This is a genomic window from Marivita sp. NO-S04 (assembly GCF_059070475.1).
This window is the reverse complement of the sequence record NZ_CM180980.1, coordinates 1,868,456-1,888,205: the sequence shown is the minus strand read 5'-3', so window position 1 is coordinate 1,888,205 and position 19,750 is coordinate 1,868,456. Positions and strand designations below refer to the sequence as shown.

19 protein-coding genes are annotated in these 19,750 nt (G+C 58.9%); 16 read left to right on the top strand and 3 right to left on the bottom strand.

Going from position 1 to position 19,750, the window contains the following annotated elements:
* Positions 1–90 precede the first annotated feature (90 nt).
* Positions 91–954: a tRNA (adenosine(37)-N6)-dimethylallyltransferase MiaA gene (gene miaA / locus ACK3EW_RS09850; RefSeq protein ID WP_493809425.1), complete on the bottom strand. Its 864-nt coding sequence runs from the start codon at positions 952–954 to the stop codon at positions 91–93.
* A gap of 162 nt (positions 955–1,116) precedes the next feature.
* On the opposite strand from miaA, the gene pyrH reads away from it, so the two are divergent.
* The 13 genes from pyrH to lpxB all read left to right on the top strand — a co-directional run bounded on the left by pyrH (position 1,117) and on the right by lpxB (position 13,256).
* Entirely contained in the window at positions 1,117–1,881 is a 765-nt protein-coding gene (gene pyrH, locus ACK3EW_RS09845) for a UMP kinase (RefSeq protein WP_085631005.1), read from the top strand.
* Between the two features lie 115 nt (positions 1,882–1,996).
* Positions 1,997–2,560 (top strand): ribosome recycling factor, encoded by a 564-nt coding sequence (gene frr, locus ACK3EW_RS09840; RefSeq protein WP_085631003.1) that lies wholly within the window; start codon positions 1,997–1,999, stop codon positions 2,558–2,560.
* Between the two features lie 27 nt (positions 2,561–2,587).
* Positions 2,588–3,319 (top strand): undecaprenyl pyrophosphate synthase, encoded by a 732-nt coding sequence (gene uppS / locus ACK3EW_RS09835; RefSeq protein ID WP_493809424.1) that lies wholly within the window; start codon positions 2,588–2,590, stop codon positions 3,317–3,319.
* Entirely contained in the window at positions 3,316–4,104 is a 789-nt protein-coding gene (locus tag ACK3EW_RS09830) for a phosphatidate cytidylyltransferase (RefSeq protein WP_493809423.1), read from the top strand. The genes uppS and ACK3EW_RS09830 overlap by 4 nt, the downstream gene beginning before the upstream one ends.
* Positions 4,101–5,273, top strand: coding sequence for a 1-deoxy-D-xylulose-5-phosphate reductoisomerase (gene dxr / locus ACK3EW_RS09825; RefSeq protein ID WP_493809422.1), 1,173 nt, complete (start codon positions 4,101–4,103; stop codon positions 5,271–5,273). Before ACK3EW_RS09830 ends, dxr begins: the two co-directional genes overlap by 4 nt.
* A 3-nt stretch (positions 5,274–5,276) precedes the next feature.
* Positions 5,277–6,620 (top strand): RIP metalloprotease RseP, encoded by a 1,344-nt coding sequence (gene rseP / locus ACK3EW_RS09820; RefSeq protein WP_493809421.1) that lies wholly within the window; start codon positions 5,277–5,279, stop codon positions 6,618–6,620.
* A gap of 110 nt (positions 6,621–6,730) precedes the next feature.
* The gene (locus ACK3EW_RS09815) at positions 6,731–6,889 is read left to right on the top strand and encodes a hypothetical protein (protein WP_171046105.1); all 159 of its coding nucleotides are present in this window, start codon (positions 6,731–6,733) and stop codon (positions 6,887–6,889) included.
* A gap of 84 nt (positions 6,890–6,973) precedes the next feature.
* Positions 6,974–9,316, top strand: a complete 2,343-nt coding sequence (gene bamA, locus ACK3EW_RS09810; protein WP_493809420.1) for an outer membrane protein assembly factor BamA — start codon at positions 6,974–6,976, stop codon at positions 9,314–9,316.
* Positions 9,317–9,901 carry an OmpH/Skp family outer membrane protein gene (locus tag ACK3EW_RS09805; protein WP_085630991.1) on the top strand — a complete coding sequence of 195 codons (585 nt, stop codon included), beginning with the start codon at positions 9,317–9,319 and terminating at the stop codon, positions 9,899–9,901.
* 63 nt (positions 9,902–9,964) lie between these two features.
* Positions 9,965–10,426, top strand: coding sequence for a 3-hydroxyacyl-ACP dehydratase FabZ (fabZ, locus tag ACK3EW_RS09800; protein ID WP_085630989.1), 462 nt, complete (start codon positions 9,965–9,967; stop codon positions 10,424–10,426).
* Positions 10,423–11,208, top strand: coding sequence for an acyl-ACP--UDP-N-acetylglucosamine O-acyltransferase (gene lpxA, locus ACK3EW_RS09795; protein WP_493809419.1), 786 nt, complete (start codon positions 10,423–10,425; stop codon positions 11,206–11,208). Before fabZ ends, lpxA begins: the two co-directional genes overlap by 4 nt.
* Before the next feature lie 3 nt (positions 11,209–11,211).
* Complete coding sequence (locus ACK3EW_RS09790; RefSeq protein ID WP_493809418.1) at positions 11,212–12,114, top strand: LpxI family protein; 903 nt, start codon at positions 11,212–11,214, stop codon at positions 12,112–12,114.
* Complete coding sequence (gene lpxB, locus ACK3EW_RS09785) at positions 12,114–13,256, top strand: lipid-A-disaccharide synthase (protein ID WP_493809417.1); 1,143 nt, start codon at positions 12,114–12,116, stop codon at positions 13,254–13,256. The genes ACK3EW_RS09790 and lpxB overlap by 1 nt, the downstream gene beginning before the upstream one ends.
* Before the next feature lie 57 nt (positions 13,257–13,313).
* Here lpxB and ACK3EW_RS09780 read toward each other — a convergent pair whose 3' ends face one another.
* Complete coding sequence (locus ACK3EW_RS09780) at positions 13,314–13,937, bottom strand: invasion associated locus B family protein (protein WP_493809416.1); 624 nt, start codon at positions 13,935–13,937, stop codon at positions 13,314–13,316.
* Between the two features lie 460 nt (positions 13,938–14,397).
* Here ACK3EW_RS09780 and ACK3EW_RS09775 point away from each other — a divergent pair, with 460 nt between their 5' ends.
* The 3 genes from ACK3EW_RS09775 to xrtE all read left to right on the top strand — a co-directional run bounded on the left by ACK3EW_RS09775 (position 14,398) and on the right by xrtE (position 19,512).
* Positions 14,398–15,957, top strand: coding sequence for a helicase HerA-like domain-containing protein (locus tag ACK3EW_RS09775; protein WP_493809415.1), 1,560 nt, complete (start codon positions 14,398–14,400; stop codon positions 15,955–15,957).
* 63 nt (positions 15,958–16,020) lie between these two features.
* A complete protein-coding gene (locus tag ACK3EW_RS09770; protein ID WP_439120642.1) occupies positions 16,021–17,835 on the top strand; it encodes an ABCB family ABC transporter ATP-binding protein/permease in 1,815 nt (604 codons plus the stop codon).
* A 99-nt stretch (positions 17,836–17,934) separates the two neighbouring features.
* On the top strand, positions 17,935–19,512 hold the full coding sequence (gene xrtE / locus ACK3EW_RS09765) for an exosortase E/protease, VPEID-CTERM system (RefSeq protein WP_493809414.1): 1,578 nt from the start codon (positions 17,935–17,937) through the stop codon (positions 19,510–19,512).
* A gap of 72 nt (positions 19,513–19,584) precedes the next feature.
* On the opposite strand, the gene ACK3EW_RS09760 is transcribed toward xrtE, so the two are convergent.
* The gene (locus tag ACK3EW_RS09760; RefSeq protein WP_493809413.1) at positions 19,585–19,749 is read right to left on the bottom strand and encodes a VPEID-CTERM sorting domain-containing protein; all 165 of its coding nucleotides are present in this window, start codon (positions 19,747–19,749) and stop codon (positions 19,585–19,587) included.
* Position 19,750 lies beyond the last annotated feature (1 nt).

The window sequence follows — 19,750 nt, the reverse complement described above, 5'->3', positions numbered from 1 at the left end:
GACTAGACCTTTTGAGGTCTGATTGCGACACCCGGCTTGGCCTAATGCGACATCACGGAACGAATGGCCCAAGACAGGTGGTAAAACCTGTCACAGTTCCCTTGCGTCAACCTGCTCCCAGTCGCGCATCCGGGCACGAAACCAAGTGCGCTGCCGCTTGGCGAATTGCCGTGTGAGGACAGTCGATCTATTGCGCGCCTCGGAGAGAGTCATTGTGCCGTCGATCACTGCCATTAATTCAGCCGCGCCAATTGCCTTTGCCGAGGGAAGTGAAGGCGACCATGTCGGGCGGTTTGCCCGCGCCTCTTCCAGCGCTCCGGTTGCAAGCATCTGATCGAACCGGCGTTCGATCCTTGGGGTCAGCCAGTCTTTGTCGGCAGTCACGACACAGGCTGTCGCATGCGCAAGCGGCAAGAGTGGCGGATCGGTTTCGTCCTGCCATGCGGCCAGCCCTTTGCCGGTGCTGGTCAGCACCTCCCACGCGCGCTGCACGCGCATCGGGTTCGCGGTGTCGATACGGTTGCGGGTCTCTGCGTCAAGCTCGGCCACAAGCGACGCATGACCCTCGGTCTCGATCCGTCGCATGGCTGTGTTGCGGATGTCATCCGGTGTTGCGGGGATTTGCGCCAAGCCTTCGGTGAGTGCGGTGAAATAGAGCCCCGTTCCACCTACGATGATCGGGCGTTCGCCACCTTTTAAAAGAGGAACCAAGTCTCTTAGCCAATCACCGACGGAATAGGGTCTGTCGCCCGCCACATGTCCATAAAGCGCATGACGCGCGCGGGCTTCGTCCCCCAGCGATGGGCGTGCCGTAAGTATCCGCCAGTCCGAATAAACCTGTATGGCGTCTGCGTTGACGATCACACCACCTTGGGTTTCAGCGATGCGTAGCGCGAGTTCGGATTTGCCGCTGGCGGTCGGACCTGCAATCAGCACCGGTCTGGTCGGATCCATCGCTGCGATCCGGTCTGACACGCGTTGGTTCACTGTTGCCGTCCCTTCAAGATGGTCTGCCCTGCGGCGTGTTTGCCGGATTGGGCGAGTTCGCCTTGCCCCTAAGCCGGTTTTCCGACAGGTTGCACGCAACTTTAGACTCTCGTCGAAACGGAGCGCAACATGGCGGACACCCAGACCCCTCATCCGAAATACAAACGCGTGATGCTCAAGATATCGGGCGAGGCGCTGATGGGGGATCAGGGCTATGGGCTGCATCCGCCAACGGTCCAACGCATCGCACAAGAAGTTAAATCGGTTCACGACCTTGGTGTCGAGATTTGTATGGTCATCGGCGGCGGGAACATTTTCCGGGGGCTGCAAGGCAGCGCACAGGGAATGGAGCGCACGACGGCGGATTACATGGGCATGCTTGCCACGGTGATGAATGCGCTGGCGATGCAGTCCGCTTTGGAAGAGCAGGGGGTGTTCACCCGCGTGATCTCGGCCATCCGCATGGATGAAGTGGCCGAGCCGTATATCCGACGCCGCGCTGTTCGCCATCTTGAAAAAAAGCGGGTGTGCGTCTTTGCGGGCGGTACAGGCAATCCGTATTTCACCACGGATACGGCGGCTGCGTTGCGTGCAAATGAAATGAACTGCGAAGCGATCCTGATGGGCAAGAATGGCGTAGATGGGATTTACGACAAAGACCCGCGCACCAATTCTGACGCGAAACGATATGACGCCGTGACCTATGACGAGGTGCTGCAAAAAAACCTCAAGGTGATGGACGCCTCAGCCATTGCGCTTGCGCGTGACAACAGCCTGCCGATCATCGTGTTCTCGCTTGATGAACCGGGCGGGTTCCGCGGCATCCTTGCCGGTGATGGCACCTACACCAAGGTGCATGGCGGATCGAAAGCGGGGGCAGGCGAGGCGGCTTGACCAAACCGTCACAGCGCGGTGCGTGAATAAACCACAGTGACGCAAGGTGCTATACTTTCGGGCACGCGTCGCTTAGAACCCGAAGCAAAGCAGAAAAACCGCTCTTGAGGGCCATATGGCAGACGACTTCATTCTCGATACCGACGATCTCACGCGCCGCATGGATGGCGCGATGGCGAACCTGCGCACGGAATTCGCTTCTCTCCGCACCGGCCGCGCCAGTGCGTCCATGTTGGAACCCGTGATGGTGGACGCATACGGAAGCATGACACCCATCAATCAGGTCGGCACTGTCAACGTGCCCGAGCCGCGCATGGTAACGATCAACGTGTGGGACAAGGGTCTGGTCGGAAAGGTCGAAAAAGCAATCCGTGAAAGTGGTCTGGGCATCAATCCGCAGCTGAATGGCACGATCATCATGTTGCCGATCCCGGAACTGAACGAAGAGCGTCGCCGCGAATTGGGCAAAGTTGCCGGTCAATACGCAGAACACGCCCGTGTGTCGGTCCGCAATATCCGCCGTGACGGCATGGATCAGATCAAAAAGGCCAAGGGGGACGGCCTTTCTGAAGATGATCAGAAGTTCTGGGAAGGTGAAGTTCAGGAACTCACTGATGCCTACATCAAAAAGGTCGATGCTGCTTTGGAGACAAAGCAGGAAGAGATCATGCAGGTCTGAGACCGGCACAACAAGGACCCCTTCAAGATGGTGAATCCCCAGCCCTCAGCAAAAGATGACGGTCCACGCCATGTGGCGATCATCATGGATGGCAATGGTCGCTGGGCCACCCAGCGCGGCAGACCGCGTTTGTTCGGGCATCAGGCAGGCGCGCGTCGCGTGCGCGAGATTGTCGAAGCGTGTCCAGATCTCGGAGTGGATTACCTGACGGTCTTTGCCTTCTCGACCGAGAATTGGAAGCGCACACAGTCCGAAGTCTCAGGGCTGATGAACCTCTTTCGCCGCTACATCACGCGCGAGGCAAAGGCGCTCAAGGCGAACGATGTGTGCGTCCGATTCATTGGCGACCGCGTGCGTCTGGACCAGAAACTGGTCGCGATGATGGACGAGCTTGAGGCGCTGACGGCGCATTGCCGGACGGTCAATCTGACCATTGCGATCAATTACGGGGGACGCGACGAGGTGGCTCGCGCCACCAAGCGGTTGGCCCGTGACGTGGCTGAAGGGCGGCTTAATCCGGACGATGTGGATGAAGAAACGCTGCCAAAATATTTGGATACCTGTGTTTTACCTGATCCTGACCTTGTAATCCGCACCAGCGGAGAAGCCCGCATCTCGAACTTTCTTCTCTGGCAATCAGCCTATTCGGAATACGAATTCATCGATACGCTCTGGCCCGATTTCACCGCTGACGAATTCCGGTCGGTGGTTGGTGGCTTTGGCACCCGTGAACGCCGTTTCGGCGCAGTGGTGGCATGACTTCAGGCAAGTGGGACGACCTTGCACCGCGGCTGATTTCGGCCGTGGCGATGGTTGGCATCGGCGTGCTGGGTGTCTGGCTGGGTGGTCTTTGGTTTCACGGTCTGATTTCCATCGTTGTCGGCCTCATGGTCTGGGAATTGGTGACGATGCTGGACACCGCGCGCAGCAAGTCCCCGATGATCCTTGCCGTCGTGTCGGCGTTGGTTTCAATGGTTGCGATCGAACTGCCAGCCTCGTTTGCGCTGCCGTTATTGCTGATGCCGTCGATGCTGGGATTGGGGCGCATGGAGCGGGGCGGTGTGACCTATGCGGTCTTTACCGCGTTTATCCTGCTTGCCGGCTATGGATTGATGTCCCTGCGCGATGACTTCGGCCTGACTTGGATGGTCTGGCTTTTGCTGGTCGTGGTGGTCACCGACATCGCAGGTTATTTCGCAGGACGTTTGATCGGCGGACCCAAGCTGTGGCCGCGTGTCAGCCCGAAGAAGACATGGTCCGGGACAGTTGCAGGGTGGGCAGGGTCATCAGTGGTTGCAGTGCTCTTCGCGAGCAACACGCAAGCGGGCATCGGCCTGATCGGGGTCAGTATCGCCGTCAGCATGGCCAGCCAGATTGGCGACATTGCCGAAAGCGCCATAAAGCGCCGGGCAGGGGTCAAGGACAGTTCGCGCCTGATCCCCGGTCACGGGGGACTTCTTGATCGGTTTGACGGCATGCTTGGGGCGGCTTTGTTCATTGTGATCGCCGGGCAGCTTGTCGGATTTCCGCCGGGGACCCAATGAGACGGGTCACGATTTTTGGGGCCACTGGCTCTATCGGACAAAACACGCTGGACCTGATAGGTCGGGACCGTGACGCCTATCAGGTCGTCGCGCTGACTGGCGATCAGAACATCGCACAGCTTGCGGGAGACGCCATCGCCTTTGGCGCCGAAATCGCAATTACCGCTGATCCTGCGCGTCTCGATGATTTGCGGGCGGCGTTGGATGGCTCGGGCGTTGAAGCCGCTGCCGGACCTGCTGCCTTGATCGAAGCGGCCAACCGACCTGCGGATTGGGTGATGTCGTCGATTGTCGGCGCGGCGGGGCTGGCACCGGGATTGCGGGCGCTGGAACAGGGGGCAAGCCTCGCTCTTGCCAACAAGGAAAGCATGGTCTGCGCGGGGCCGTTGATGCTTTCGACTGCCAAGGCGCATGGAGCGTCTATCCTGCCGGTGGACAGCGAACATTCGGCGGTGTTTCAGGCCCTGATCGGCGAAGACATGAGCGCCGTCGAGCGTGTCATCATTACCGCGTCGGGCGGTGCATTCCGCGATTGGCCTTTGGAAGACCTGGCCAATGCGACGCCCGAACAGGCTGCAACACACCCCAACTGGGATATGGGTCAGCGGATCACCATCGACAGTGCGTCCATGTTTAATAAAGCGCTGGAGTTGATTGAAACAAAAGAGTTCTTTCAAATTGACCCGGCAAGAATTGAAGCCGTTGTTCATCCTGAATCCATGATCCATGCTTTGGTCGGGTTCCGTGATGGTGCGTTGATGGCCCATGTTGGTCCGCCCGATATGCGCCATGCCATCGGCTTTGCGTTGCACTACCCAGAACGCAAATCGCTGCCGGTCGAGCGTCTGGATCTGGTCAAGCTTGGCCAGCTGACCTTCCGGCCCGCAGACGAAACGCGTTGGCCTGCCTTGCGCCTCGCGCGCGAGGTGATGGCAATGGGCGGATTGGCAGGGGCCTGCTTCAACGCGGCCAAGGAGCGGGCGTTGGACGGGTTCATTGCGAAACGCATTGGATTCCAGCAAATTGCAGTGGTCGTGGAAGAGGTCTTGAGCAGAGTTTCGACCCATCCCGGTCATATTGATGCCGCCATCACACTTGATAACGTGATGCAGCTAGACCATCTCGCACGTGTACGAGCAGACGAGATCATGAACGAATTAGAGGGTTGAGCCTTGGATATTGCAGCGTTGCTGCCGCAGTTTGGTAGTTTGATTTGGACCCTCTTGGCCTTTGTGATCGCGCTATCGATCATCGTGGCCATTCACGAATACGGTCATTACATCGTCGGTCGCTGGTCGGGCATCGACGCCGATGTGTTCTCGCTTGGCTTCGGTCCGGTATTGTTCTCGCGGGTCGACAAACGCGGCACCAAGTGGCAATTCGCGCTGTTGCCTTTGGGGGGCTACGTCAAATTCAAAGGTGATAGCAACGCCTCTGGTGGCAAAGACGACGAGGCAATGTCAAAGCTGTCCGATGCAGAGCGGCGGCGGACGATGAACGGTGCACCGCTTTGGGCGCGCGCCGCAACGGTTGCGGCAGGCCCGATGTTCAATTTCGCGCTCTCTATTCTGATTTTCACTGGCGTGTTGATGCTGCGCGGCGAAGTGACCGACCCGGTCAAGGTGGGTGAGCTGCGCGCGGTTCCGGCCCAGAATGAGCTTCAGGTCGGGGATATATTGCTCGAGATCGAAGGCGTTGTGCTGCCCGCATATGGCGAATCCTCGAGCTTTCAGTCCTTTCTCGACGATCTGCCGGTTCAGGAACATCTGAACTACACCGTACAGAGGGGCGACAGCAGTCTGGTTGTCGAAGGCCCTTATGTCTATCCTCCCGTAGCAACGCAGATCATCCCACGCTCGGCGGCGGATGATGCGGGGTTCCGTGCCGGGGACATCATCGTGTCCGTCGATGGCACGCCGATCTATGCGTTTGAACAGTTGCGCGCGGCGGTCGAAGGATCGGAAGGCGCAACATTGACGCTTGAGGTCTGGCGCGATGGCGACATCCGCGATCTGGAAATGACGCCCCGGCGCACTGATGAGCCACAGAGCGATGGTACGTTTGAGACCAACTACCGGATCGGCATCGTCGGCGGCATGTTTTTTGAGCCCGCCACTGAAATGACCGGACCATTCAGCGCTTTGCTGTCGGGCGTTCAGCAGACGGGTCGGATCATCGACGGGTCATTGTCCGGCCTGTGGTACATGATCACCGGAGCGATCAGCACCTGCAACCTGTCGGGGCCGATTGGAATCGCCGAAACGTCCGGGTCGATGGCATCGCAGGGGACAACCAGCTTTATCTGGTTCATCGCTGTTCTCAGCACGGCGGTTGGGCTGCTGAACCTGTTTCCGATTCCCGTGCTCGATGGTGGTCACCTTGTTTTTCACGCCTACGAAGCTGTCACCGGGCGTCCGCCCAGCGATAAGGCGTTGCGTGTTTTGATGGCCATTGGTCTGACGCTGTTGCTGTCGCTCATGCTTTTTGCGCTATCGAACGACCTTTTCTGCCCCTGATTTTTAGCTGCAAACCGGGTGTATTTCACAGAAATGCCCCGGTTTGCGCCTGATTGCTGACACATTTCCCCATCATTCCAAAGCCCGGAACTATCTATCCGAGGTGTGCCATGCAAACGATTCAAGACGGTTATCGCTCTTTCAGTCTTCTGGTCTCGATCAATTGGGACCGCCTGATCTATGTGTTTGCGATTGGCGCATCGCTGTTCCTTGGGGCGTATCTGGGCACCTTGATGATTGACGCGATGACACATCCTGTCGGGTATTGAACAAACCGGCCTCTGCGCTTTTGACAAGCTAGGGCAATCTGGGTACTCACGTTCCAAAAGGGATGTCTGAGTAGGTTGCCAACAATGACACATAAAACAGGCGAGCAGGTAACGCGGCAATCAGCGCGTAAATCGTCGATCCGTCCATTTCTACTAGCGACAACGATGGCGTTAACCGTCGGTGTTCTGTCTGCGCCCAATATGGCGCTGGCACAGGATTTCCGCTTCAACGCGATTTCTGTCGAAGGAAACCAAAGGATCGAGGCTGGAACTATCGCCAGCTATCTTGGCGTTGCCCGTGGCGAACCGGTCTCTGCGGCCGCGCTGAATGATGGCTATCAGCGGATCCTCGCCTCAGGGCTTTTCGAAACGGTCGAGATAGAGCCACGTGGCAACACTCTTGTTGTGCGTGTCGTGGAATTCCCGACGGTCAATCGCATTGCGTTCGAAGGCAACGAGCGTCTGGACGACGAAACGCTTGCACAGATTATCCAGTCGCAATCCCGCCGCGTCTTCAGCCCTGCCACCGCCGAGGCAGACGCGGCCCGCATCACCGAAGCCTATTCTCAGCAGGGGCGCATCGCGGCCCGTGTGCAGCCCAAGGTCATCCGGCGATCCGACAACCGGGTCGATCTTGTGTACGAAGTGTTCGAAGGTGGCGTGTCCGAGATCGAACGCATCGGCTTTGCGGGCAACCAGGTGTTCAGCGACCGTCGTCTGCGCCGCGTACTCGAAACCAAGCAGGCGGGCATCTTTCGCGCGCTGATCCAGTCCGACACCTTTATCGAAGACAGGATCGAATTCGACCGTCAGGTGCTGCGCGACTTTTACCAGTCGCGAGGCTATGTCGATTTTCGTACCACGGGCGTAAATGCCGAGCTCAGCGAAGAGCGGGACGGGTATTTCATTACCTTCAACGTCGAAGAGGGGCAGCAATTCAACTTTGGCGACGTCACCGCGACATCCGATCTGGCCGAAGTGGACCCGGATGTGTTCCAGCGTGCCATTCGTTTGCGGTCTGGTCGCACCTACTCGCCGACCGCCGTGGAAACCGAGATCGCGCGGCTCGAACGTCTGGCGATCCGCGAAGGATTGAACTTTGTCCGGGTAGAGCCACGCGTGACTCGCAATGATCGCGATCTGACGTTGGACGTGGAATTCTTGCTGACGCGAGGCGAACGCGTGTTTGTGGAACGCATCGACATCGAAGGCAACACGACCACGCTGGACCGCGTTGTGCGCCGTCAGTTCCGCGTGGTCGAAGGTGACCCGTTCAATCCGCGCGAAATCCGCGAAAGCGCCGAACGCGTGCGCGCATTGGGTTTCTTCGGCGATGCCAATGTCGAAGCCCGTGAAGGCTCTACGCCGCAGCAGGTCGTGATCGACGTGGACGTCGAAGAACGTCCCACTGGCTCGCTCAGCTTTGGTGGTTCCTATTCCACCAGCGGTGGCTTTGGGGCCGCGATCACCTTTAGCGAACGCAATTTTCTTGGTCGGGGCCAGCAACTTTCCCTTGGGGTGACCACGGGTGTCGACTCGTCGAACTACAGTTTCAGCTTCACTGAACCCGCGTTCCTTGGCCGCGATGTCGCGTTCAACTTCAGCCTCAATTACCTTGAGACCGACAATTCCAACGCAGAGTATGACACGGCCATCGGTAATTTCTCGACCGGGTTCACTTTCCCGGTGTCCGAGAACGGTCGCCTGAACCTGCGCTACGGTGCGCGATATTCCGAAATCACCAACCTCAATTCATCCGTCGGTGAGATCATCACCGCCGAGGCCGCGCGCGGTGATGTGTGGGACAGTTATATCGGATACCGCTACAGCTATGACACCCGCCGTACAGGTCTGAACCCGAACGCTGGTGTACTGCTGGAATTCGGTCAGGACTTTGCAGGTCTGGGCGGTGACAGCACTTATGTCGAATCTACCCTACGCGCTGTGGCGCAGACGAAGATCCTTAATGACGAGGTCACGCTGCGGGCTACGCTGCAAGCTGGCGCGCTAAGTTATTCCGAAGGGTCTTCCCGCGTGACTGATCGTTTCACTTTGGGATCGAACCTGATGCGCGGTTTCGAAGGCGGTGGCATCGGCCCACGCGAAGTCGGTCCGGGTGATGTCAACGACCCGCTGGGTGGCGACTACTTTGCTGTCGCCCGGTTCGAAGCGGAATTCCCGCTGCCGTTGCCCGAAGAATACGGCGTGTCGGCTGGCGTCTTTTATGACGTTGGCAGCCTTTGGGGGCTGGAAGAAGCCAACGCGAATGTCCTTTATGAAGACTTTACCGCCCGCCACGTGATCGGGGTGTCGCTGTTCTGGACCACGCCACTTGGTCCCCTTCGGTTCAATTTCTCCGAAGCGTTGAGCAAGGAAAAGTTCGACGAAGAACAGACCTTCGACCTGACGATTTCCACGCAGTTCTAAATGGCTCATAGTCGTCGCACAGCATTGGGAGCGCTCTTCGGGGCGCTTCTTTGCATAGCCTCGACAGGTCAGGCCCAGCAGGATGGCGGGCTGTCGAATGTTGGTGTGGTGCAAAGCCTTATTCTAACCGTGGCGCCCGAGGCGCTTTACACCCAAAGCGACTTTGGCCAGCGGATCGCCCGTGAGATTGAGGAAGAAAGCCTTGAGATTGCAGCCCAAAACCGCAGCATAGAGGCCGAACTGACAGCAGAAGAACGCGAACTCACCGAATTGCGCGACACTCTGGCCCCCACGGAATTTCGCGCCCGCGCCGAAGCTTTTGACGAAAAAGTCCAACGCCTGCGGCGCGAACAGGACGAAAAGGCACGCGCCGTTGGCACGCGCAACGAAGAGGCCCGTCGCGCCCTGCTGACGGCGGCCCAGCCGATCCTGCTGCAAGTGATGGTCGAAAGCGGGGCTGTTGCGGTTCTGGACAGGCGCGTGGTTCTTCTTAGCGTAGATTCCGTTGATATCACTGAACAGGCGATCCTGCGGGTCAATGCCGAATTCGGCGAGGGGGCCGAGATCCTGCCCCTGCGCCCCTGAAACCTTGCCCCCCGGCATTGGGATTGGTACTCAAAGTCCAATAAGAGCATAAAAGGACGCCCCATGAGCGACACGCTTCTTCGTGCAGATATCCAATTGATCCAGCGCATCCTGCCACACCGCTATCCGTTCCTGCTGGTAGACCGCGTGGAAGAAATCGACGGCACGCAATCTGCGCTTGGCATCAAGAACGTCACGATGAACGAGCCGCATTTTCAGGGTCACTTTCCGGGCACCCCGATCATGCCGGGTGTCACGATCATCGAAGCGATGGCTCAGACCGCCGCCGTGATGGTGGGCACTGCACTCGACCTCGCGGACAAGGAAATGCTGATCTATTTCATGGCTATCGACAAATGCAAATTCCGCCGCAAGGTGATCCCCGGCGATCAGCTACAGATGCGACTGACCACCCTGCGCGGCAAGCCTGGTGGCAAGGTCTGGAAATTCGGCGGTGTGGCGACGGTTGACGGTGAAATGGCCGCGGAATGCGAATTTTCGGCGATGATGGATCTGCCCGCGTGACAGCCCAAATTCACCCCAGTGCCGTGATCGAAGAGGGCGCGCAGATCGGTGATGGCTGCGTCATCGGCCCGTTCTGTCATATTGGCCCGGAAGTCACGCTGGCCAATAATGTGGTTCTAAAAAGCCATGTTGTGGTCGCTGGCCAGACTTCAGTCGGTGAAGGGAGCGAGATCTATTCTTTCGCCGTCATCGGAGAGATCCCGCAAGACCTCAAGTTTGATGGCGAAAAGACCAGCCTTGTTATCGGTGCGCGCAATCGTATCCGCGAACACGTGACGATGAATACCGGCACCAAAGGCGGTGGCGGTGTGACCCGCGTGGGGGACGACAACCTGTTTATGGCGGGCTGCCATGTCGCCCACGATGTGCAGATCGGCAACCGTGTTATCGTGGTCAACAGCGCGGCCTTGGCGGGGCATTGCGTTCTGGAAGACGATGTGATCGTCGGCGGCCTTTCGGGCGTCCACCAGTTCGTGCGGATCGGTCGTGGAGCGATCATTGGTGCGGTAACGATGGTGACGAATGACGTGATCCCCTATGGCCTTGTGCAGGCCGATCGGGGGCGGCTGGATGGGCTGAACCTTGTAGGCCTCAAGCGCAAGGGTGTCAGCCGTGCCGACATCACAGCGCTGCGGGCGGCCTTCCAAATGCTGGCACAGGGCGAAGGCGCGTTTCAGGAGCGGGCCAAGCGTCTGGGCGAAGAAACTGACAGTGAATACGTCCACCACATCGTTGACTTCATTCTGGGAGAGACTAACCGGTCCTTCCTCACGCCGGGCTGAACGATGACGCTGGCGCTGATCTGCGGGCAGGGACGGTTGCCGCGTATCGTCGCCGATGCGCAAAGCCCGCGCCCGCTGGTCTGCGTGTTACACGGGTTTGAGCCCGATGGGCTGACCGCCGATCTGACCTTCCATCTGGAAACACTCGGTAGCCTGCTCGACACGCTCAAGTCGCGTGGTGTCAAACAGGTGTGCCTGTGCGGGGCGATTCGGCGTCCTCCGATTGATCCTACACGTCTGGATGCAAAGACGGCCCCCTTGGTGCCCCGCCTGCAAACCGCGCTGACCTCGGGTGATGATGGTGCATTGAGGATCGTGATGGAACTGTTCGAAGAAGCCGGGCTATCTATTGCTGCCGTAGATGATTTGGTGCCGGTTCTGCTGCCAGTTGCAGGGGTTCTGACGCTCAAGACCTACGCGCCGCAGAACGCGGTCGAGGCCCGTATGGGCGAACGCACCGTGGCTGCAATGGGCGCGCGCGACGCCGGTCAGGCCTGTGTGGTGCGCGGCGACAGCGTGTTGGCGCGTGAGGACGCAGCAGGCACCGACGCCATGCTCACGCGTCTGGCGCGCGATCGGCTGGCGGGAAGCGGGGGTTTTCTTTCTAATCCGATTAATGCCGCCAGCGATATGTTTGGTGGGCTGCTGGGGGATGCAACCGATTGGCTGACCGGGGGAAGTTCGGCTGACGATGGCGGCATTCTCTTCAAAGCGCCGAAACCGGCGCAGGACCGTCGCGCGGATCTGCCGGTGATCGGGGCAGGGACACCGGATGCAGTGGCCGCCGCCGGGTTGTCAGGCATCGTGATCGAAGAGGGGGGCGTGATGATCCTCGACCGTGCACGAACCGTGGCGCGCTGCGATGCTTTGGGTCTGTTCCTTTGGGTGCGGGAAAAGGGCGGCTGATGCGGGTCTTCGTTATTGCCGGAGAAGCCTCGGGCGACAAGCTGGGTGCTTCGCTGATGACGGGGCTGCGTGAACATGCAGGCGATGTGATCTTCGAAGGCATTGGTGGCGACCGGATGATCGCCGAGGGGCTGCACAGCCTGTTTCCCATGGACGAAATATCGATCATGGGCATCACCGAAATCTTATCGCAATACCGTCACCTTAAAGCGCGCATCCGCCAGACTGCAGACGCTGTGCTGGACTCTAAACCAGACGTTTTGATCACCATCGACCTTCCGGAATTCAGCCTGCGCGTGGCCAAACTTGTCAAGGCGCGCAGCGATATCCGAACGGTGCATTACGTGGCGCCGACGGTTTGGGCGTGGCGTCCGGGGCGCGCGAAAAAGATGGCGGCACATATCGACCAGGTTCTTGCGCTCTTGCCCTTTGAGCCGCCCTACATGGAAGCCGCTGGGATGCGCTGCGACTTCGTCGGTCATCCGGTTGTCACCGATCCCATTGCGACCTCTGACGACGTATCCGCTTTCCGCGCCCAGTTTGACATTGGAACCGCGCCTTTGGCTTTGATCCTGCCGGGGTCGCGTCGGAGCGAGGTTTCACGGCTGTTGCCGATCTTCGCGGATGTGGTGGCTGAACTGCACGTGCGCCATCCCGACCTGCGCTTTGTTCTACCCGCAGCCCCGAACGTGGCGTCTGTTGTGGCCGAAGCGGTCGCCAATTGGTCGGTCAAACCGATCATAATTGACCCTTCCAAGTCTGGCATGGCAACGAAACAGGCCGCCTTTGCTGCAGCCGATGTGGCCGTTGCGGCGTCTGGCACAGTCTCGCTCGAGCTTGCCGCATCGGGCACGCCGATGGTGATTGCCTATGATATGAACTGGCTTTCGCGGCAGATCATAGGGCGGATGTTGCGCGTGGACACGGTGACTTTGGTCAACCTTGTGTCCGACACCCGCGTCATTCCCGAATTCATCGGTGCAAACTGCGAGCCCACCAAGATTGCCAAGGCTGTCTCGGCCGTTCTGGATGCGCCTGAGCAACAGAAAGCGGCAATGGCTCTGACGATGGAGCGGTTGGGCAAAGGGGGGCGGCCCCCCGGTGAACGGGCTGCCTTGGCGGTTTTGGATGGTCTGAAATAGAAACGGGGGCAAGATCGGCAGATCCCACCCCCGCGTGATGTTTTCCGGAAACCTGCGTTACTGGCGCTGCTCTTCCAAAGCCGTGATTTCGTCATAGGCCGCCGTAAAGCCGGACAGCGACATCGTCACAGTCACGCGCTGATCGGGTGCCAGTGCGGGCACGATCATCACGTTCGCGACATTGCCACGACGGAACGCAGCCACGTCCTCGGCGGTAAACCCGACGCGGGCGTAGCAGCCGACATTTGTGCAAAATGAAAAGTCGTACCGCTTGGCCTGACCGGAATCGACGCGTACATTCAGCTTTTCGGTCAGCAGCGTTTCCAAAGGTACAACGAATGTCCCGCCGGCCGCGACCTGACCGCCATTTGTCAGACGGAAGATGCTGACCTCGGCCACGCTGCCGCCGTTTTGGTCACGCAGCAATTGGTACATCTGGCAAGGCTCGGGACCTTCCTGAACCCGCAGACATTGAACCGCCCAGTCACCGTGGGTGTTTTTGACATAGGTGTTGTCGTCGGCGTTTTGATCGACCACCGGCTCGCCTGTATCAAGAACCGACAGGTCGGCATTGGCCGTCGGTGCTTCGGTGCCTTCAGGTGCCGTGGTTTCCTGCGCCAATGCGGCGCTGGAAAATGCGAGGCCTGCAATCGTCGTCAGAAGCAAAAGGGGGTTGGTCATAAAGTCCTCTCCGAAGCGTCGGTCATGTTTGTTCGTGCGTTATCACGGGCGGCGAACAGTGTCAGGCCAAAACACAAACTTATGCACAGGGAGGCGGCGGATTCTTGCGCCTTTCCCGCGGCGCGGCTGGCCATTTTCGGGTTCATGTTCAGTGTTAAGGTCAACATTCAAGGCGCTGAAATAAAAAGGGAAGACGCAGTGGTGCATCTCCCCTTTCTTGCTCCCTGTCGGACCGGCCGACTATTATCGCCGTGACGCTACGAAATGAAATCCACAGCGTCAACAGGCAAAATTCAATCGTGAATTCACAAAAAAAAGGCCACGCCATTCGGCGTGGCCAGTCCAACAGGGAGGTTCGTCCGGATCGACAGGGAGAATTCGATCGCGAACGAAAACAGACTGGCGGCAATATGTTAAATTAGTATGTTCAGGTTTTGAAAGTTTGTGGCGGGGCTAAAATATGGAAAACGGTATTTTTGTTGGTGGCGGTGGGGAAGGCTATGGCGTGAAGCAATGGCTCAGACTGGATTACGCCAACCGGCATGGTCTGGTTGCGGGGGCCACCGGCACCGGAAAAACCGTCACGCTCCAGATCCTCGCAGAAGGGTTTTCTGCGCAAGGTGTCCCGGTCTTCATGGCTGACGTCAAAGGCGACCTTTCTGGCCTTGCGAAGCCCGGCAGCGCCGATTTCAAGCTGCATCAACCTTTTACCGACCGGGCAAAGACCATCGGTTTTGAGGACTACACCTACCGAGATTTTCCCGTCACATTCTGGGATCTGTTCGGTGATCAGGGACACCCGATCCGCACCACTGTCGCGGAAATGGGACCGCTTCTGATTTCACGGCTACTGGAACTGTCCGAAGCACAGGAGGGCATCCTGAACATCGCCTTCCGCGTGGCGGATGAGGAAGGACTGCCCTTGCTCGACCTCAAGGATTTGCAATCCATGCTGGTCTGGCTGGGGGAGAACCGGGATACGGTGTCACTTCGCTATGGCAACATCGCGGTCCAATCGGTAGGCGCGATCCAGCGCCGTTTGCTGGTGCTCGAGAACCAAGGCGGCGCAGATTTCTTTGGTGAGCCCGCACTGGAATTGCGCGACCTGATGCGCACTGATCCCAACGGTCTGGGGCAAGTCAACATCCTTGCGGCAGACAAGCTTATGGGGTCTCCACGGCTTTACGCGACTTTCCTGCTTTGGTTGCTGTCTGAACTCTTCGAGGAACTGCCCGAGGTGGGCGATCCGGAGAAGCCCAAGCTCGTCTTCTTCTTCGACGAAGCACACCTGCTTTTTGACGATGCCCCCAAAGCCTTGGTCGACAAGGTGGAGCAGGTGGCGCGCCTGATCCGGTCCAAGGGCGTTGGTGTGTATTTCATCACCCAGAACCCGGATGACATTCCCGAAGATATCCTTGGCCAGCTCGGCAACCGCGTACAGCACGCGCTGCGTGCCTTCACTGCGCGCGATCGCAAGGCACTGCGCATGGCAGCAGAAACCTATCGCGAGAACCCGTCTTTCGACACCGAACAGGCAATCCGCGAAGTCGGTGTTGGTGAGGCTGTGACCTCGATGCTGGAGCGCAAAGGCATACCGGGCATTGTCGAACGCACGCTGATCCGCCCGCCCTCGTCGCAGCTTGGGCCTATTACCCCGGCAGAGCGGGGCGGGATCATGGGTGCCAGTGATCTTGGTGACAAATATACCCAGCGTCTGGACCGGCAATCCGCTTTCGAGATCCTTACTCAACGGACAGCCGAAGCCGCCGCTGCCGCCGAAGAAGCAGAACAGAAAGAAGCCGAACTGGACGCGGCAATGCGCGAATACAATGCCGGTCGGCGCTATACCGGCACCCGTGTGGGGCGGTCGACGTCACAGCCCACCCGCACCAGTCGCAGCCGTCGCAAGGACGAAAGCCTTGGCGAAGCCATCGCCAATGTGGTCGTCAAGGAACTCAAGGGCGCAACGGGGCGGCGGATCGTCCGAGGCATCCTCGGTGGCCTCTTCAAGGCACGGTGAGCACTGGTCCTTCAGGGCAGGGCGGGCTAAGTCAGGGCGTCGAACAAGACGAAAGACCTGCTCATGCCCGCCGACACGACCACCGACGCCGAACTGGCCGCAAATGAACGCCGCTCCGGCTTGCGCACCATCCGTAAGGTTGGCCCGTATCTCTGGCCGGATGACAAGCCGTGGGTCAAACGTCGCGTCGTAATTGCGCTGGTGAGTCTGGTGCTGGCCAAGCTGGTCAACATGCTCGCACCGCTCCTTTTCGGCAAAGCGGTTGATGCGCTATCGGGGCAGGCCTCTGATCTTGTGCTGGGCGGTGTTGGCCTGACGTTGGCGTATGGCTTTTCGCGCCTGATGAACGTGGGCTTCCAGCAATTGCGCGACGGGGTGTTTGCCCGGGTTGGTCAACGTGCGCTCCGGATGCTGGCGCTGGAAACCTTCACCCATATTCACCGCCTGTCGATGCGCTATCACATCACCCGCAAGACCGGCGGGTTAAGCCGGATCATCGAACGTGGGGTCAAAGGCGTCGACTTTCTGCTGCGCTTTATGCTGTTCAGTGTCGGCCCGCTGATCCTCGAACTGTTGCTGGTCTCGTTGGTTCTGCTCTGGCTGCTCGACATCCGGTATATGGCTGTCGTTCTGGTCACAATCGCGATTTACGTCTGGTTCACTTTCAAGGTCACCGAATGGCGCGTTCGCCTGCGGCGCGAAATGAACGAACAGGACACGGATGCGAACCAAAAGGCCATCGACAGTCTGCTGAACTTTGAGACCGTCAAGTATTTCGGGGCCGAATCCCGCGAAGCCGCCCGCTACGACAGTTCGATGGAAGCCTATGAGGGGGCTGCGATCAAAACCGCAACCTCGCTTGCCATGCTGAATTTCGGCCAAAGCCTGATCATCACCTCCGGTCTTGTGGCGGTCATGGTGATGGCTGCGTTCGGGGTGCAGGCCGGCACGATCACCGTGGGCGATTTCGTGATGGTCAACGCCTACATGATCCAGATCACCATGCCGCTGAACTTCCTTGGCACGGTCTACCGTGAGATCCGACAGGCGCTTGTCGATATGGGCGAGATGTTCGACCTGCTGGAACAGCCGCAGGAAGTCTCAGACAAGCCCGGCGCGCCGGAGCTGAAGGTGTCACACGGCGCTGTGCAGTTTGATACTGTCAAATTCGGCTACGACCCCGCACGCCCGATCCTCAAGGGTGTGTCGCTCAATGTTCGGTCAGGCGAAAACGTGGCACTGGTCGGGCCTTCCGGCTCGGGCAAGTCCACCATCGGGCGGCTGCTGTTCCGCTTCTATGATGTGACCGATGGCGCGGTGCGGATCGACGGGCAGGACGTACGCGACGTGACGCAGGACAGCCTGCACGACGCCATCGGCGTGGTGCCGCAGGACACGGTGCTCTTTAACGACACCATCCGCTACAACATCGCCTATGGCCGGGCCAATGCCACCGAAGATGACATCATCGCTGCCGCCCGGGCCGCACAGATCCACGACTTCATTCTTTCGCTGCCCGAAGGCTACGAAACGATGGTAGGGGAACGCGGATTGAAACTCTCGGGTGGTGAAAAGCAGCGCGTCGGCATCGCGCGCACGCTTCTCAAGAACCCGCCGATCCTCATCCTCGATGAGGCGACATCCGCGCTTGATTCCGAAACCGAAGCCTCAATTCAGGGCGCACTCAAGCTTGCAGGTGAAGGGCGCACCGTGATCACGATCGCCCACCGACTGTCCACCATTGCCGACGCGGATCGCATCGTGGTGTTGGAAAACGGGCAGGTTGTGGAAGAGGGCACACATGACAGCCTATTGGCCAGCCACGGGCGGTATGCGACGCTTTGGAACCGGCAAATGCAGGAAGAAGAGGCGGCCTGACCGAAAGAGGACGGCGAATGACCACATCGTGGTCACAAAACCGCCAGTTGAAAAGATCATGGTTTGCACGGTTCCGCGGTTGAAGAGCAAACTGTCACGATGTCACGATTGATTTTTTCACAGGTGCTGTTGCTGCTCGAAGCGGTCGCTATCGTTGCGCTGTATCAGGTGTTCAGCGATTTCGAATGCCGCCAGACCGATCTCTTCCTTTTGTGTCGGGGCATCCGTCTGGGCATGGTACTTGGCCTGTGTCTCGCGGCTGGGTTTGCGCTCTTGTTGTTCTTCCAGCCGTCCCTGCGTGGCGATCTGGTACAGCGCGCGTCCGTTGCCAGCGCTGCGTCGCGCAGGTGGGGGCTGGTGCATATTGCGGGTCTCACCCTGATCGCGGCACCAACGCTTTTGTTGTCTCAGGGACAGTTTGTCGAATACGCCGAAGCCTTCCTGTCAGCTTTGGCCTTGGGCGGTATCGTGGCACTGGTGGGCGCGGTGCTTTGGCTGATGCCATTCAGCGCCTGGCGCGATCTGTGGACAGCCCATGCGCGCATTCTTGCGCCGACCATCGCAATTGCGCTGCTGATCCCGTCACTGGCATGGGCGATCAGTCTGGCGTGGAACTGGTTTGAGACCCTGCAGCTGGTGACATTTTACGGCGTGGCGGTCGTCCTTGCGGTGCTCGGAAACGAGGTCTTCGTCAATCCAGAGGCGGAAACGATCGGCATCCTCGACTTCTTTGTCGAGGTGGCGGAGTCCTGTTCCGGGATCGAAGGTCTGGCGCTCACCACTGCATTCATGGGTATTTATGCCCTGATGATGAAGGACGACCTGCGCATGGGTCGGTTCTGGCTTATCGTCTGGCCCGCTGCGCTTTTGCTGAGCTTCTTGCTCAATATCGTGCGGATCAGCGTGCTGATCCTGATCGGGGCTTATGTGTCGCCCGAATTGGCGGTCAACGGCTTCCACAGCTTTGCCGGATGGCTGTCCTTCACATTGCTGGCGCTTTTGATCCTCACGGTGGTCAACGTGCTGCCGGGCCTTGGCACGTCGCCAGAGACCGTGACACGCGTGGATCGTCCTCCTTTAAGGGAAGACTCGGCGACAGCGTTCATTGTTCCGTTCCTTGCTTTCATGCTGTCGGCGCTTTTTGTGCACACCTTCTCGCAAACCCCCGAGGTCTGGTACGGCGTTCAGGTTGTGGCCATGAGCCTCGCATTGTGGGTGTTCCGCAAACCTGTTCTCGCACTGACGCGAGACATCGATCTGATCGCGATCGGGGCCGGGGTCGTGATCGCAATAGGCTGGGTCGTCACCGCCGAACCGGCAGAGCCTTACGAGTCGCTTGCCGAATTTTCGACATTGGCGCTGGCACTTTGGGTTGTGCTTCGGGTGATCGGGACCGCCATTTTGGTGCCAATCGTGGAGGAGCTGTTTTTCCGAGGGTATCTTTTCAGCCTGATCGACGATGGAACCCTGTGGCGCCGTGGTGCGGCGATCTTGGTGACAACGGCGGGATTTGCAGCGCTGCATTCCCGACCCTTAGCGGCGGCTTTGGCCGGGGTCATCTTCGCGCTTGTTCTGCTCAGACGGGGCAGGCTGTTTGATGCTATTGTCGCGCATGCCGTTGCGAACGTTCTGATTGCGGCAGCGGCTGTAGCGACGGGCCAGTGGTCGCTTATCTGACGGGGATCATCTTAGGGCACAAAAAAAGCATCCGACGAGAACGCCGGATGCCTGTGTTCCCAAGAGGATCCGTCAGGCGCGCTTGCGACGACGGACTTCCCAGGCCAACAGCATAGCAGCTGCGACAACGGCCAAGGCCAGTGCACCGCTGCTTGCATCGATTTCCGGAACAGGGGACGACGCGCTAGGTGTGCTGCCTCCACCGTAAAAGATGCGGATTCTATCCATCCATGACATT

Bases quoted from the DNA above. Each gene is read 5' to 3' on its own strand.
- uppS (WP_493809424.1), top strand. From the start codon at position 2,588: ATGGTGAATCCCCAGCCCTCAGCAAAAGATGACGGTCCACGCCATGTG.
- dxr (WP_493809422.1), top strand. From the start codon at position 4,101: ATGAGACGGGTCACGATTTTTGGGGCCACTGGCTCTATCGGACAAAAC.
- lpxB (WP_493809417.1), top strand. From the start codon at position 12,114: ATGCGGGTCTTCGTTATTGCCGGAGAAGCCTCGGGCGACAAGCTGGGT.
- ACK3EW_RS09780 (WP_493809416.1), bottom strand. From the start codon at position 13,937: ATGACCAACCCCCTTTTGCTTCTGACGACGATTGCAGGCCTCGCATTT.
- miaA (WP_493809425.1), bottom strand. From the start codon at position 954: ATGGATCCGACCAGACCGGTGCTGATTGCAGGTCCGACCGCCAGCGGC.
- fabZ (WP_085630989.1), top strand. From the start codon at position 9,965: ATGAGCGACACGCTTCTTCGTGCAGATATCCAATTGATCCAGCGCATC.
- ACK3EW_RS09830 (WP_493809423.1), top strand. From the start codon at position 3,316: ATGACTTCAGGCAAGTGGGACGACCTTGCACCGCGGCTGATTTCGGCC.
- ACK3EW_RS09775 (WP_493809415.1), top strand. From the start codon at position 14,398: ATGGAAAACGGTATTTTTGTTGGTGGCGGTGGGGAAGGCTATGGCGTG.
- ACK3EW_RS09805 (WP_085630991.1), top strand. From the start codon at position 9,317: ATGGCTCATAGTCGTCGCACAGCATTGGGAGCGCTCTTCGGGGCGCTT.
- ACK3EW_RS09760 (WP_493809413.1), bottom strand. From the start codon at position 19,749: ATGTCATGGATGGATAGAATCCGCATCTTTTACGGTGGAGGCAGCACA.
- ACK3EW_RS09815 (WP_171046105.1), top strand. From the start codon at position 6,731: ATGCAAACGATTCAAGACGGTTATCGCTCTTTCAGTCTTCTGGTCTCG.
- xrtE (WP_493809414.1), top strand. From the start codon at position 17,935: ATGTCACGATTGATTTTTTCACAGGTGCTGTTGCTGCTCGAAGCGGTC.
- ACK3EW_RS09770 (WP_439120642.1), top strand. From the start codon at position 16,021: ATGCCCGCCGACACGACCACCGACGCCGAACTGGCCGCAAATGAACGC.
- frr (WP_085631003.1), top strand. From the start codon at position 1,997: ATGGCAGACGACTTCATTCTCGATACCGACGATCTCACGCGCCGCATG.
- ACK3EW_RS09790 (WP_493809418.1), top strand. From the start codon at position 11,212: ATGACGCTGGCGCTGATCTGCGGGCAGGGACGGTTGCCGCGTATCGTC.
- pyrH (WP_085631005.1), top strand. From the start codon at position 1,117: ATGGCGGACACCCAGACCCCTCATCCGAAATACAAACGCGTGATGCTC.
- bamA (WP_493809420.1), top strand. From the start codon at position 6,974: ATGACACATAAAACAGGCGAGCAGGTAACGCGGCAATCAGCGCGTAAA.